The sequence below is a fragment of the Bacillus sp. SIMBA_026 genome, assembly GCF_046535335.1.
In the GTDB taxonomy this organism is placed as follows: Bacteria; Bacillota; Bacilli; order Bacillales; family Bacillaceae; genus Bacillus; species Bacillus velezensis.
Map to the genome: position 1 here is coordinate 91,966 of NZ_JAWRWX010000003.1, position 14,018 is coordinate 105,983.

Annotated in this window: 14 protein-coding genes; 12 read left to right on the plus strand and 2 right to left on the minus strand. The window is 48.0% G+C overall.

Annotation, left to right across the window (positions count from 1 at the left end; genetic code table 11):
- Window positions 1-18 precede the first annotated feature (18 nt).
- Complete coding sequence (locus SB847_RS16710) at window positions 19-1,419, plus strand: YcdB/YcdC domain-containing protein (protein ID WP_410578110.1); 1,401 nt, start codon at window positions 19-21, stop codon at window positions 1,417-1,419.
- Window positions 1,420-1,619: 200 nt separating this feature from the next.
- On the plus strand, window positions 1,620-2,978 hold the full coding sequence (locus SB847_RS16715) for a YcdB/YcdC domain-containing protein (protein ID WP_410578112.1): 1,359 nt from the start codon (window positions 1,620-1,622) through the stop codon (window positions 2,976-2,978).
- On the opposite strand, the gene SB847_RS16720 is transcribed toward SB847_RS16715, so the two are convergent.
- Window positions 2,975-3,478 carry a M15 family metallopeptidase gene (locus SB847_RS16720; protein ID WP_410578114.1) on the minus strand — a complete coding sequence of 168 codons (504 nt, stop codon included), beginning with the start codon at window positions 3,476-3,478 and terminating at the stop codon, window positions 2,975-2,977. The genes SB847_RS16715 and SB847_RS16720 overlap by 4 nt on opposite strands.
- A gap of 109 nt (window positions 3,479-3,587) precedes the next feature.
- On the opposite strand from SB847_RS16720, the gene SB847_RS16725 reads away from it, so the two are divergent.
- From SB847_RS16725 to SB847_RS16750, 6 genes are all read left to right on the plus strand, one after another.
- Complete coding sequence (locus tag SB847_RS16725; RefSeq protein WP_410578116.1) at window positions 3,588-4,709, plus strand: response regulator aspartate phosphatase; 1,122 nt, start codon at window positions 3,588-3,590, stop codon at window positions 4,707-4,709.
- Window positions 4,710-4,825: 116 nt separating this feature from the next.
- Window positions 4,826-5,605 carry a glucose 1-dehydrogenase gene (locus tag SB847_RS16730; protein WP_410578118.1) on the plus strand — a complete coding sequence of 260 codons (780 nt, stop codon included), beginning with the start codon at window positions 4,826-4,828 and terminating at the stop codon, window positions 5,603-5,605.
- Between the two features lie 83 nt (window positions 5,606-5,688).
- The gene (locus SB847_RS16735; protein ID WP_410578120.1) at window positions 5,689-7,368 is read left to right on the plus strand and encodes a glycoside hydrolase family 13 protein; all 1,680 of its coding nucleotides are present in this window, start codon (window positions 5,689-5,691) and stop codon (window positions 7,366-7,368) included.
- A 183-nt stretch (window positions 7,369-7,551) separates the two neighbouring features.
- Complete coding sequence (locus tag SB847_RS16740; protein ID WP_410578122.1) at window positions 7,552-8,505, plus strand: metal ABC transporter substrate-binding protein; 954 nt, start codon at window positions 7,552-7,554, stop codon at window positions 8,503-8,505.
- A gap of 54 nt (window positions 8,506-8,559) precedes the next feature.
- Entirely contained in the window at window positions 8,560-9,255 is a 696-nt protein-coding gene (locus tag SB847_RS16745; RefSeq protein ID WP_003156655.1) for a metal ABC transporter ATP-binding protein, read from the plus strand.
- Window positions 9,213-10,052, plus strand: a complete 840-nt coding sequence (locus SB847_RS16750; RefSeq protein WP_007409044.1) for a metal ABC transporter permease — start codon at window positions 9,213-9,215, stop codon at window positions 10,050-10,052. The genes SB847_RS16745 and SB847_RS16750 overlap by 43 nt, the downstream gene beginning before the upstream one ends.
- Window positions 10,053-10,096: 44 nt before the next feature.
- Here SB847_RS16750 and SB847_RS16755 read toward each other — a convergent pair whose 3' ends face one another.
- A complete protein-coding gene (locus SB847_RS16755; protein WP_410578124.1) occupies window positions 10,097-11,092 on the minus strand; it encodes an LLM class flavin-dependent oxidoreductase in 996 nt (331 codons plus the stop codon).
- A 275-nt stretch (window positions 11,093-11,367) separates the two neighbouring features.
- Between SB847_RS16755 and SB847_RS16760 the strand changes: the two genes are divergently transcribed.
- From SB847_RS16760 to SB847_RS16775, 4 genes are read left to right on the plus strand one after another with little or no spacing between them, the layout of a single operon-like run.
- Window positions 11,368-11,964, plus strand: a complete 597-nt coding sequence (locus tag SB847_RS16760) for a TerD family protein (protein ID WP_003156649.1) — start codon at window positions 11,368-11,370, stop codon at window positions 11,962-11,964.
- Window positions 11,965-11,987: 23 nt separating this feature from the next.
- Window positions 11,988-12,569 (plus strand): TerD family protein, encoded by a 582-nt coding sequence (locus SB847_RS16765; protein ID WP_003156648.1) that lies wholly within the window; start codon window positions 11,988-11,990, stop codon window positions 12,567-12,569.
- A 33-nt stretch (window positions 12,570-12,602) separates the two neighbouring features.
- Window positions 12,603-13,181, plus strand: a complete 579-nt coding sequence (locus SB847_RS16770; RefSeq protein WP_032872756.1) for a TerD family protein — start codon at window positions 12,603-12,605, stop codon at window positions 13,179-13,181.
- A gap of 38 nt (window positions 13,182-13,219) precedes the next feature.
- Complete coding sequence (locus tag SB847_RS16775) at window positions 13,220-13,993, plus strand: TerC family protein (RefSeq protein ID WP_003156644.1); 774 nt, start codon at window positions 13,220-13,222, stop codon at window positions 13,991-13,993.
- The last annotated feature ends 25 nt before the right edge of the window (window positions 13,994-14,018 follow it).

Below are 14,018 nucleotides of genomic sequence, written 5' to 3' on the forward strand. Positions count from 1 at the left end.
AGAAAAGGAAGTGTTATGATGAAAAAAGAAGAGTTGAAACAGCTGGCTCTCCGAATCGGAAACGTACCTGCCCGCTATGAGAGTAATGTGGAAGAATACCAGGAAGATGAGGTTCTGTTTTGGTGGGAAGATAAGAATGACCCGGAAGCCGGCATCATGGTCGAATTAGACCGGGACGGAAAACTGAAATACTTATCCCGTCCGGCTTTCCAGACTGATCTGCCGCCTCTTTCGGAATCGGACATAGAAAAACGGATGCGGGCGTTTTTAGAAACCCATCGTCCTGGGGCATTGGCTGAGTTCGAATTGGAAAACTGCGGCTCCGCCAATGATGGTGATGTGAGATATTCCTATGTTCAGATGGCTGACGGTCTGCCGCTTCCGCTGACCGGGTTTTACGTCGACCTGTCTTTGGCAGGGGAAGTAACCGGTTTTTCTTACCATGGGAAGGCCGATGATCTTGTAAGGCCCGGGACAATTGCGGACAAGCGGGAAGCATTGGCTCACTTTGTCAAACATATAGAAGCAGAGCTGTTGTTCACCGTCCTGCATCAGTCCGTCTATATGCAGGGGGATGACAAGCCCCATCTCGTCTATGAAATCGTGTCTCCGACGCGGCCGATATCGGCCGACCTGAAGGAAGAGAATGAAGAAATAGACGAATATGAAGAACTGGAAGACGACACGCGGCCGTATGTCCCGATTTCACGCCCTGCACCTGAAGCGGAAAAAATGAGCATCAATGACATGATCGGGCTGCACGACGGTTTTTATAAAGAGAGGGAAAGCGATCTTGGAGAGGGCTGTATCGGCATTGCCTGGCGTCCTGAAAAAACAAAATCCGTACGGGAAGATAAAAGCTTTGAAAGTTTGTTTAAAGAACGGAATGAACACGTATTGAAAACAAGGTATGATAAAGAATCGGGCCGGCTCACCGGGGTGATGTCATTTATAAAAGTTGAAGGCGAACCGGAGTTTTCCGAGGAAGAATGCCATCACATGGCCATCCGCTTTTTATTCGCCATGTTTCCAGAAGCGGATCAGTATTTCCGGGTTCAATATGATGAACCGGATGATGAAGGAGAAAACGCAGGGCTTACATATAAGGCTTGTTCGGGCGGCGTTGATTTGCGATTCGGAGAGGGGAGAATCTGTGTCAGCAAAAAGACGGGTCTTGTCACTGTATATATGCCGCCGGAAATTGATCCGAAAGAGCTCGAGGAAATCGATCCCGTTCCTTCATTGACATTGGGAGAGGCGAAGGACGCGATCCGCCGGGCCATCAAAGCAGAGCTCGCTTGGGATCGTTGTTACGATGACGACAGCTCCGGGAAAGTGTACAGGCTCGTATACAAACCGGTTTTCCCGCGGTTTATTGAGGCTCATACGGGAGAAGTGATTACGAGTTTAATAGGCTGAAGGTCATGGGCGTTCGTCCCGGGACTTTCAGAGGGAATGTGACATTTGTATGAAAAAGTGCCGCTCTGAATACGGCTCTTTTCCCTCTTTGCTAAAAATAGACACATAAAAGGCACTTTCTTCCCTTTAAAAGGATAAGGGCGTTTTTATATAATAAAAAACAGTTCTTTTTTATACACTCTTCTGAAAGGATGACCCCATTGCTGAAAGAACATCTGAGAAAAAAAGCGCTGGAAATCGGGAACATACCGCCGCACTATGAGCTTGAAATAGAAGATTATGATGAAAAACAAAAAACGAAAGCCTATTATATATGGAAAAATCGTAACCAGCCGGATAAAACGGTCACGATTGAGCTGGGCGACGACGGATCTTTGCTTACTTATTCACGCAACGACTGTCCGAGTTCAGACATACAGCTGTCAGAAGCCGAATTAAAGCTGACGGCTCTTCGGTTTGCGGCGAGACACCGCCCGCTTACTTTTATGAATTTCATCTTTCAGGCGAGGGAAGAACGCAATGGGTGCATCCGATTTATCTATACAAAAAAAGTGCTCGGCCGGCCGCTTCCCGATTCAGGTTTTTTCGTTGATGTAACCAGGAGCGGCTTCGTCGTGCAGTTTATCTATTACGGGGATAAGGGTGAAGCGCCCGTTCCGGAAACATTCGTCGATCGGGAAAAAGTCGTCTCGCATTATATGAGTGTGCTGACATTCAGTCTCGTCTATGATGTGGTCAATTTTGAGAAAATACCGCGTCTCATCTATGAACCGATTCTGCCGGCTTACAGCTATCCGGCCGGTGAAGATGATATCGTGCCGGATCAGCAGCTTTGCGAAGACAGGAATGAGCCGGCAAAACCGCTTCCCGCGTTTGAACATAAACGGGAAATCAGCCTGGATGAATTAATGGGGTTTACCGCGGATATGGTTCAGACGCGCCGGCGTGATCTCGGGGATGAGATCGGAACGACATGGCGGAAAGGGTCGGTTCCGGAACGGAAAGATTTGAGTATCGAAAGCTATTTTGAAAGCAGCAACAAAAATACAATGAAGATGAAAACGGACAAAAAGACAGGGAAAATGACAGCCTTTAAATCTTTTATTGAGCATCAGGGCCCGGCCTTTTATTCTGCGGAAGAGTGTGAGGCCGTCGCGCTTCAATTTTTATACAAGCTTTATCCGAGAGCGGACGAGTTTTTTAAAATGAACCCGCTGAAAACGGACGGAAGGGGCAGGTTCCGCTTCCATTTTTCCATATGGCATCAGGATATTCCGCTGCGGTTCGGCGCTGCGAGAATTCTTGTCAGTCCCGTAACGGGGCTTGTGGAAGCTTACATGGCGCCTGACATTGACCCGGAGCAGCTGGAGAAGATCAATCCGGTGCCGGCCGTTACTCCCGAAGAAGCAAAGGTCGCTTTTTTATCCGATTTCCATCTGCGGCTGGAGTGGCAGCGCGATTTTACGCCGTCCGGCAATGAAGGATATAAGCTTGTGTACAGGCCTGTCTATCCTCCGTACATTGATGCGCAAAAGCGAAAAAAGAAAAGGTTTTATTAGCCAGGGATCATTTGTAAATGAGGATAATCTTTAAAGCCTCTCCAATCGCCTCCCCAATCAAAACCGAGCGTTTTGGCAATCGATACGACCTCAAGCCAATCGGGCGTGCCGTTTCGGTTTCCGTCGTACGTCATATCCCAAATCAGGCTTCCATCCTTTTTTTGCAGGGCGAAGTCGATCGCAAGGCCGTAATTGTGGTAAGATTCCCCTCCTTTTGCGTAGGTGACGATATTTCCTTTTTTTGAACGTCCTTGACGGTACAATTCGTTTTGTTCCTCAATTGATCTGAGACCCTCTGTGATAACGACGGTGATGCCTTTTTTCAGAGCGGCCGTCTGCAATAGCTCCGCATTCTGCCTCACGAGCGGATGAAGAGCGCTTGGAATGGCTCTATCTTGTAATGCCGTCTGCGGCCTCAATTCTTTCTGCACATAGGAAAAACATAGGTCTGCGGAAAAGAAGAGGATCAAAAGCAGCGCAATTCTGACTGGTCGTTTCATGGTGAATTCTCTCTTTCTTTAATTGATTAAAATCTTTGTTTGCTCACTGCCATAAATTTGCTATGATAAAATATAACATAATTAGTAGCCGGAGGAAGGAGGCAAATCTATGAAATCCAAGATTCCATCTGAAGAAGTGGCCGTAAAGATGAATGAATGGTATAAGCTGATCCGCGCGTTTGAAGCCGATAAAGCTGAAGCGCTGAAACGGGAGATTCAATTTGAACTCGAAGATATGGAAGAGAACCAGGATTTATTGTTGTATTTTTCATTGATGGAATTTCGGCACCGCATCATGCTGGATAAATTAAAACCCATGAAAGACGGCGACTGCCAGCCTCCGTTCTCTGAAATGCTCACTGAGATTGAGATGAACCAGCAAAAGCTGACCGGCTTACTGGAATATTATTTTTACTATTTCAGGGGAATGTATGAATTTAAGCAGAAAAACTTCATCTCAGCGATTTCTCATTATAAGCGGGCTGAGGAAAAGCTTGAATATGTGGAAGATGACATAGAGAAAGCCGAGTTTTTGTATAAAATTTCTGAGGTGTACTATCATATCAAGCAGACTTTCTTTTCGATGAATTACGCAGGACAGGCGCTTGATATTTACAAGAAATATGAATTATACGGAATGAGAAGGGTGCAGTGCAAATTTATCATTGCCGGAAATCTGATGGACGCCCAGCAGCATAAAAAAGCGCTGGAATACCTCGAATGCGCCTTGGAGCACGCGGAGCGGCTTGATGATCAATATATGATTGCTGCGGCCTATTATAATATCGGGCACTGTATGTACAGTCTGGGTGACTTTTGCAAGGCGGCGGAGGATTTTGAACGGGCGGCAGCCGGATTTGAAGCACACAGCTTCCGGCAGGTCATCCAGGCTGTTTTTTCACTCACGCATATCTACTTTAAAACGGAAAAATACAGTGAAGCCGCCGCCAGCTGCGCGCGGGGCATGAGAAGCGCGGCGGAATGGGAAGATGAGATCTATCTGACGAAATTCCGTCTGATTAAAGAGCTTTATCAGGGGGAAGGCGGACAGGATTCGCTCAAAGAGTATTTTGACATTCTGGAATCAAAAGAGCTGTTGGCTGACACAGAGGAACTGCTTCAGGACGCGGCTCATTTCTTTCATAAACGGGAGAACTACAAAGCGGCATCTTATTTTTTCAGCAGGCTTGTCGGCGTGCAAAAAAGGCTGCAAATGAACAACTACGCATAATGAAAAAAAAGAACGAGGGAGCTTCGGTTTCATCGTTCTTTTTATGATCTCTTTTGTTTTCAGCTGATCAAAACCGGGTACATGCTCTGTATTAACATCAGGGAGGAAAAGAGACAATGTATCAGGATTTACAGGGAAAAACAGCAATCGTAACAGGTTCTTCGAAAGGAATCGGAAAGGCCATTGCCGAACGCTTCGGCAAGGAGCGGATGAATGTGGTTGTGAATTACCTCGGTGATTCCTCCGGAGCGGAAGAAGCGGCGGACATCATTGAGAAAGCGGGAGGGCGAGCCGTCACCGTAAAAGCCGATGTATCCTCAGAAGAAGGGATTCAGGCGCTGTTTCATGCCGCGCAAGAGCATTTCGGGGGTGTGGACGTGATGGTCAACAATTCCGGTTTTAACGGGGCCGAAGCGATGCCCCATGAAATGAGCCTGGAGGATTGGCAAAGGGTCATCGACGTCAATGTGACCGGCACCTTTTTGGGGGCGAAAGCGGCACTGAAACATATGCTCGAGAGCGGCAAAAAAGGAACGGTCTTAAACATATCGAGCGTTCATCAGCAAATACCCCGCCCTGAAAACGTGCAGTACTCGGCATCCAAAGGCGGGATCAAAATGATGACGGAAACGATGGCGCTCAATTATGCAGACAAAGGCATCCGGGTGAATGCCATCGCTCCCGGCACGATCGCCACGGAGTCCAATAAGGATCTGGAAGATGAAACACATAAACAGGCCCAGCTGAAAAAAATTCCGATGAACGCCTTCGGCAAACCGGAAGAAGTCGCCGCGGCCGCCGCATGGATGGTGTCGGAAGAAGCGAGTTACGTGACCGGAACGACACTTTTCGTCGACGGAGGCATGACGCTTTATCCGTCTCAGCTGGAAGGATAAAAGAGGAGGGGAAACCTTCTCTTTTTTGTTTAGAGCAGGGTCATAAAGGAAATGGTTTTCTAAAAAAACAGGGGGATCGCAAGATGGCGAATGACTGGTGGAAAGACGCCGTTGTCTATCAAATCTATCCGCGAAGCTTTCAAGATACGAACGGCGACGGCATTGGCGACCTGCGGGGGATTATCGCGCGTCTCGATTATATAAAAGAACTTGGCGCTGATGTGATATGGATCTGCCCGATTTACCCGTCGCCAAACGTCGATAACGGCTACGATGTGACGGATCATCAAGCAATTATGGAATCTTACGGAACGATGGAGGACTTTCACGATCTGCTTACAGAATGCCGCAGCCGCGGATTAAAGCTTGTGATGGATTTCGTCTTAAATCATACCTCCACGGAGCATCCCTGGTTCAAAGAGGCGGAAATGAATCCGGACAGCAAATACCGCGACTATTATATTTGGCGGCCGGGCACCGCGGACGGACCGCCGACCGATTGGGTGTCGGATTACGGACAATCCGTCTGGCAGTACGAAGAACATACGGGCGAATATTACCTGCATATGAACGCCGTCAAACAAGCCGATCTGAATTGGGAAAATCCAGAGGTTCGGCAATCAGTGTACGAGATGATGAGATTTTGGCTCGATAAAGGCGTGGACGGATTGCGTATAGACCAGCTCCATCTCCTGTCAAAAAAAGAATATTTGCCGCCATATGAAGATTACATCGCCCGCCGGGCCGATCCGAAGCCTTTCCGGCCAAACGGGGCACGGATACATGATTACTTAAAAGAAATGACGAAAGAGGTATTTTCCAAATATAACGTGATGTCGGTCGGCGAGGCCGGATCAGTGACGCCTGAGGAAGGGCTCGTCTACACGGGAACCGATGAGCATGAACTGAATATGATTTTTCATTTTCAGCATATGGAGCTTGATCAAAAGCCGGGCCAAGAGCATTGGGATGTAAAACCGCTTGAGCTATCCGATTTGAAGAAAGTGCTCACAGACTGGCAGGAAAAACTGGAACATCGAGGCTGGAATACGCTGTATTGGTGCAATCATGACCAGCCCCGGATCGTGTCCCGTTTCGGAGACGAAGGCACATACCGCAAAGCATCCGCTAAAATGCTTGCCGCCCTGCTTTATTTCATGAAAGGCACGCAGTACATTTACCAGGGGGAAGAAATCGGCATGACAAACGCTCCGTTTGACAGAATAGAGGATTATCAAGATATTCAGACCGTCAATATGTATCATAAAAGGGTATTTGAAATGGGCAGCAACAGGGAAGAAGTCATGGCGTCCATTATGGCGAAAAGCCGGGACCATGCCCGTACACCGATGCAGTGGGACGGCAGCAAGAATGCCGGATTTACGGAGGGCGAACCGTGGCTCAAGGTCAATCCCAATTACAAAACCGTCAATGCGGCCGAGGCTCAGGATGATCCCGACTCTATATTGAACTTTTACAAAAAACTGATCCGCCTGCGAAAACAGTATGCTGATATCATAAAAGGCAGCTACACGCTGCTGCTTCCTGATGACCCGCAGCTGTTTGTGTATGAAAGACAGGCAAACGGACAAAAACTCATGTCCATCAGCAACGTATCGAAAGAAGAAGCCGTCTTTTATTGGCCGGATGGCTCCGAACCTGAAAGGGCCGAGCTGCTTCTCAGCAACTATGAAAATGACGGCGGCACGGGATCCCGCATCACATTCCGCCCATACGAAACAAGAGTTTATCTGCTTGCCTGATATGTGATATGACGCCCCCGTCCATACATGGCGGGGGCTTTTTAGGTAAATCGGATATCAATTTAGAAAAAAATCTTGCAAAACGTAATTACTTCGTTTTATTATGGTATAGGTAACAAATGAACGAGAAAGTACGCTTTGGAAATCGTCATCATTCTGATTTACAGAACAGGGGGAAACGGCTTGTTTAAAAAATGGAGCGGAATCATTGTCATTGCGGCATGCTTTTTAATCGCGGCGGGCTGCGGCAATTCATCTTCAAAAGGTTCGTCAGGTTCTTCAAAAAGCGGCAAACTGCACGTCGTGACGACCTTTTATCCTATGTACGAATTCACGAAACAAATTGTCAAAGACAAAGGCGATGTAGACATTCTCATCCCGTCTTCGGTCGAACCCCATGATTGGGAGCCGACGCCGAAGGATATCGCCGGCATTCAAAACGCCGATCTTTTCGTATACAACAGCGAATATATGGAGACATGGGTTCCTTCAGCGGAAAAAAGCATGGGCTCTGATCATGCGAAGTTTGTAAAGGCGTCAAAAGGAATTGACTTACTCGAAGGTTCGGATGAAGAGGAACATGGACACGGCGGTCATGACCACAGCCACAGCATGGACCCTCACGTGTGGCTCAGCCCGGTTCTTGCGCAAAAAGAGGTCAAAACCATTACGGCGCAGATCGTAAAACAGGACCCGAAGAATAAAGCATACTATGAGAAAAATAGTAAAGAATATATTGCAAAACTGCAGGATCTTGATAAACTATACCGTACAACATTAAATAAAGCGGCTAAAAAAGAACTGATCACACAGCACGCGGCATTCAGCTATCTCGCCAAAGAATACGGCTTAAAACAAGTCGCGATTGCAGGCCTTTCTCCTGAAGAAGAGCCGAGTGCGGCCAAACTGGCGGATCTCAAAACGTTTGCCAAAAAGCATGATGTGAAGATCATCTACTTTGAAGAAGTTGCATCGCCTAAAGTTGCAGATACACTTGCCGGTGAAATCGGCGCGAAAACGGAAGTGCTCAATACACTGGAAGGTTTAAGCCAAAAAGAACGGGATAAAGGCATCGGTTATATCGACATTATGGAGAAAAACCTTGATGCACTGAAAGATTCGCTATTGGTTAAATAACATAGTGTGCGCCGCGGGGTGCACACTATTTCTATGCGGGAAAGGAAGGTCAGCATGAATCTCGTTACATTACAGGATATCGTTTTTGGTTATTCGCATACACCGGTGCTTGACGGCGTGTCGCTGGAAATCAAAAGCGGCGAATTCGTCGGCATTACAGGACCGAACGGCGCGTCAAAATCGACGCTCATGAAAGTCATGCTCGGCATGCTCAGACCTTGGGAAGGAACGGCCGAGATCAGTAAAAAAAACGCAGCCGGAAAACGCCTGACAATCGGCTATGTTCCGCAGCAGATTTCTTCATTTAACGCAGGATTCCCAAGCACGGTTCTGGAGCTTGTGCAATCAGGCCGTTATACGAAAGGAAAATGGTTTAAACGATTGAACGAAACGGATCACCACGAGGTGGAAAACGCGCTGAAGATGGTGGAAATGTGGGATTTCCGCCACCGGAAAATCGGCGATTTATCCGGCGGACAGAAGCAGAAAATCTGCATTGCGAGAATGCTTGCGAGCAATCCGGATCTGCTGATGCTTGATGAGCCGACAACCGCGGTTGATTATGAAAGCAGACAGGGTTTCTACGAATTTATGCACCATCAAGTGAAAAATCACAACCGCACCGTCGTCATGGTGACACACGAACAAAACGAAGTACAGCAGTATCTGGATAAAGTCATACGGCTTGAGAGGGGGGAAAAAGGCGGATGGAAATGTTTGACTTGGAATTCATGCGACGAGCTTTTCTAGCGGGAAGCATGATCGGAATTATGGCGCCGATATTAGGCGTATATCTCGTGCTGAGAAGACAGGCGCTGATGGCGGATACGCTGTCTCATATTTCATTGTCGGGCGTGGCCATCGGTTTTTTTCTCAGTACCAATATTACGGCGGCGAGCATTGTTGTCGTCACGATCGGAGCGATCGGCATTGAATACATGCGGCGGGCGTACCGTACATATTCAGAGGTATCTATCGCAATTTTAATGGCGGCCGGGCTGTCGTTTGCGATGTTTCTGATCAGCCTGTCAAAAGGCGGCGCGTCGATGAGCATCGATCAATATTTATTTGGATCGCTTGTCACGGTCAGCCAGCAGCAGGTCTATATTATCGGAGGCATTACCCTGCTGATTCTGCTTTATTTCATTATATTAAACAGACCGCTCTATCTTCTTACCTTTGACGAGGCGACGGCGAAGACATCAGGCATTAACACAAACCTGCTGTCAATGTCATTCAGCATCGTGACGGGGCTGGCGATTTCGGTCATTATTCCGATTATCGGTGTGCTTCTCGTTTCGGCGCTCCTCGTACTGCCCGCGGCTTTTGCAATCCGTATCGCCAAAGGGTTTAAATGGGTGTTTGCGGCAGCCATTATTATTTCTCTTTTCAGTGTGTTCATGGGGCTGACGTCTTCGTACCAGCTCGGAACGCCTCCAGGGCCGTCAATCACTTTACTGTTAATCATTCTGCTTCTGCTCGGGTTTACGCTGCAGGGGATTTGGAATGCGTTTAAAAAAGGAAAAGAACGAAAAAACCGCCGTTAAGCGGAGCAGCAGTCTCATCTGCTGCTCCGTTTGACGGCTTTTTTTTACAGAAATATATCAGCAAGACGCTCATATGACTCTTTTTTTGCTTCGAAATCAAAGACGTTGCACAGCACCATCATCTCTTTTGTCTGATACCGCTCGGAAAGTTCAAGCAGACGGCGTTTCACTGCGGCAGGAGAGCCGATCACCATCCGCTTCCTGTTTTCTTCTATCTGTTTACGGTCCTCGGGCGAATACGGATAAGCCTTCGCTTCTTCCACACTCGGCACGCGGCTGTCGGCGCCTTTTCCGACACGAAGAAGCCATAAATCCTGGCTTAACGCAAGTTCTTCCGCTTTCTCATCCGTAGCCGCGCATATGACGAAAATGGCACAGAGCGAGGCGGGAGCGGAAAAATGGGCGGAGGCCCGGAAATGGTTCCGATAGATCTGAAACGCTTTTTCCCCGCGTTCCGGATTAATGAAATGGCCGAAGACATAGCCCGCACCTTGAAGAGCGGCGCGTCTGGCGCTGTTTTCCCCGAGGCCGAGCACCCAAAGCTGCGGGGCTGTTTCAATCAAAGGCGCTGTTTTTATTCCTGCATAAGCATGGTCCGAGGGAACCGAATCTGTCAGAAAGGATGATAAATCCTGAAGCTGCCTATTAAACTCGGTCATGCTTTTCTTTACCCCGTCTGTGAGGGCGAGCCGGATTTTCGTTGTACCGCCCGGTGAGCGTCCGACCCCAAGGTCAATCCGGTTCGGGTGCAGCGCCTCAAGCTGACGGAAAGTTTCCGCGACTTTATAGGGGCTGTACTGCGGCAGCAGCACGCCGCCTGATCCGACACGGATGGATGTTGTAGCTGCGGCGGTATGAGCGATCATAATTTCCGGCGAAACGCTTGCGAGCCCTCTTGTGCCGTGATGCTCGGCAAACCAGTACCGCTTATAGCCCCAACCTTCGCTGAGGCGGGCGAGCTCCGCGGAATGGCGGAGCGTCTCGTGCGGCCCGTTTCCTTTGGATACGGGCGCCTGATCAAGTATGCTTAAATCAATCACTCGTCTGCCCCTTTCCTGACATGTTTTGATACAAGGATAGGAAAAATGTTCAGTCCCCGTCAATTTCTTTGTTTTTTCTATTCTCTCCGGAACGAAGGAGAATATAGGAAGTGATTTTTCGCCGATTTTCGCCAAAAATTCTTATGTTTTATGAAACTTTGATATAATAAAAGACGTATATCTTAATAAACACCGGGATTCTTGTCCCGGAATTTAGTAAAAATGCGCACTTGCGGCGTGCTTAGCGGCACCCTTACAGAATAGGAGTGAATCATATGGCGATCTCTTTACAAAAAGGACAGCGGATTGATTTAACAAAAGGAAAAGCCGGCCTGTCAAAACTGCTGGTCGGACTCGGCTGGGACCCTGTATCATCCGGGGGCTTTTTCGGAAAGCTGTTCGGCGGAGGCGGTGCCAATATCGACTGTGACGCTTCCGTACTGATGCTTGAAAATGATAAAATGACAGACAGCAAAAACGTCATCTATTTCGGCAATCTGAAAAGCCGCTGCGGCGGTGTCGTACATACGGGTGACAACCTGACAGGTGAAGGCGACGGCGATGATGAACAAATTCTCATCGATTTGGCGAAAGTGCCCGCTCAGATTAATAAACTTGTGTTTGTCGTCAATATTTACGACTGCGTCAGACGTAAACAGGACTTCGGCATGATTCAAAACGCGTTCATCCGCGTCGTTGATCAGGCTAATCGGGAAGAACTGGTGACTTACAATTTAAGAGATAACTATTCAGGCAGAACGAGCCTGATTGCGGCTGAAATCTACCGCGAGGACGGCGAGTGGAAATTCGCCGCAGTAGGAGAAGGCACAAACGATACAAAAATCGGCGATATCGTTAACCGATACGCCTAAACGATAAAAAGGAGAGTGCTCACATGGCAATTTCATTGGCAAAAGGACAAAAAGTAGATTTGACGAAAACAAATCCGGGTCTTTCTAAAGTCGTTGTCGGCCTTGGCTGGGATACAAACAAATACGACGGCGGACATGATTTTGATTTAGATTCCAGCGTCTTTCTACTAAATGAAGCAGGAAGATGCGCGTCGCCCGATGATTTCATTTTCTATAATCAGCTTGAAGGCGGAAACGGCTCTGTCGCACATTCAGGAGACAACCTGACAGGCCAGGGCGAGGGCGATGACGAAAGCGTAAGAGTCAACCTGAGCGCGGTGCCTGCCGCTATTGACAAAATCTCATTCGTCATCACGATTCATGAAGCCGAAGCGCGCGGCCAAAACTTCGGACAAGTTTCCAACGCGTTCGTGCGCATTGTCAATGAAGAGACAAATGAAGAGCTGATCCGCTACGATCTGGCTGAAGATTTCTCAATTGAAACAGCCATTATCGCAGGGGAGCTTTACAGACATAACGGTGAATGGAAATTTTCCGCGATCGGCTCAGGCTACCAAGGCGGACTGGCCCGTATTGCGACAGATTACGGCCTGCAAATCGGCTGAACCATATCAAACACAGAAGGGAGAGGACGGCACATGGCTATTCAATTATCGAAAGGACAGCGTGTTGATCTGACAAAAACGAACCCCGGCCTTACAAAAGCGGTGATCGGCTTAGGCTGGGATACGAACAAGTACTCCGGAGGGCATGACTTTGACCTTGACGCGTCGGCTTTTCTTGTCGATGCCCATGACAACTGTGTAAATGATCTTGATTTTGTTTTCTACAATAACCTGGAACACCCAAGCGGGGGCGTCATCCATACGGGAGACAACCGGACGGGCGAGGGCGAGGGAGACGATGAACAAATTATCGTCGACTTCTCAAAAATACCCGCAAATATTGAAAAGATCGGCATCACCGTCACGATTCATGATGCGGAAGCGCGCGGCCAAAATTTCGGACAAGTGTCTAACGCGTTCGTGCGCGTCGTCGATGAAAACAGCCAGAATGAACTGCTTCGTTTCGATTTAGGGGAGGACTTCTCGATTGAAACGGCGGTTGTCGTTTGTGAGCTTTACCGCCATGGGGCTGAGTGGAAGTTTAACGCCATCGGCAGCGGGTTTTCCGGCGGTCTGGCATCACTTTGCCGGAATTACGGCTTGCAGGTGTAAACAGGAAATTACCGTTTTACTAAATAGGAGGAAAAAACTTGGATTTTCTACATCATATTATGTCGACCTACGCTTCCTTTTTTGATTGGAAAATGTGGGGTGAGGTGCTGACTGACCCTGTATCATGGGGGCTGATCGGTTCCTTGGTTCTGCTGGAAGGGCTGCTGTCGGCCGACAATGCGTTAGTGCTTGCGGTTATGGTAAGGCATCTGCCTGAAAAACAGCGGAAGAAAGCATTAACATACGGATTGTTCGGGGCATATATTTTCCGTTTTATCTTTATCGGGATCGGAATGCTGCTCATTAAGTTCTGGTGGATCAAAGTGCTTGGCGCGCTGTACCTGGCTTGGCTCGTCATTAAGCATTTCTGGATCGGAGAAGGTGATGACGATACGGAAGGCATGAAGAAAAATTCATGGATGGTCCGTACGTTCGGAATTTTCTGGGCCACTGTCGTTTCAGTTGAGTTAATGGATCTGGCCTTCTCTGTTGACAGCATTTTGGCCGCGTTTGCGGTATCGGAAAAAGTGTGGGTGCTCTTGATCGGCGGTATGCTTGGCATTCTCATGATGCGTACAGTCGCAAAAGTATTCCTTGTTTTAATTGATAAAATCCCTGAGCTTGAAAACACGGCTTTCGTGCTGATCGGGATTATCGCCGTGAAAATGGCGGCGAGCGCCTTTGATTATGAAATGCCGCACGTTGTGTTCTTCGGAATCATCATCGCTGCGTTTGTGGTAACGTTTATTATCCACTATTTCAACAAACAAAAGCAGGTTCAGGAGCAAACGGCTGCATCTAAAGAAGAATAAAACAAAAAAGGAGGGAGAGTTCATT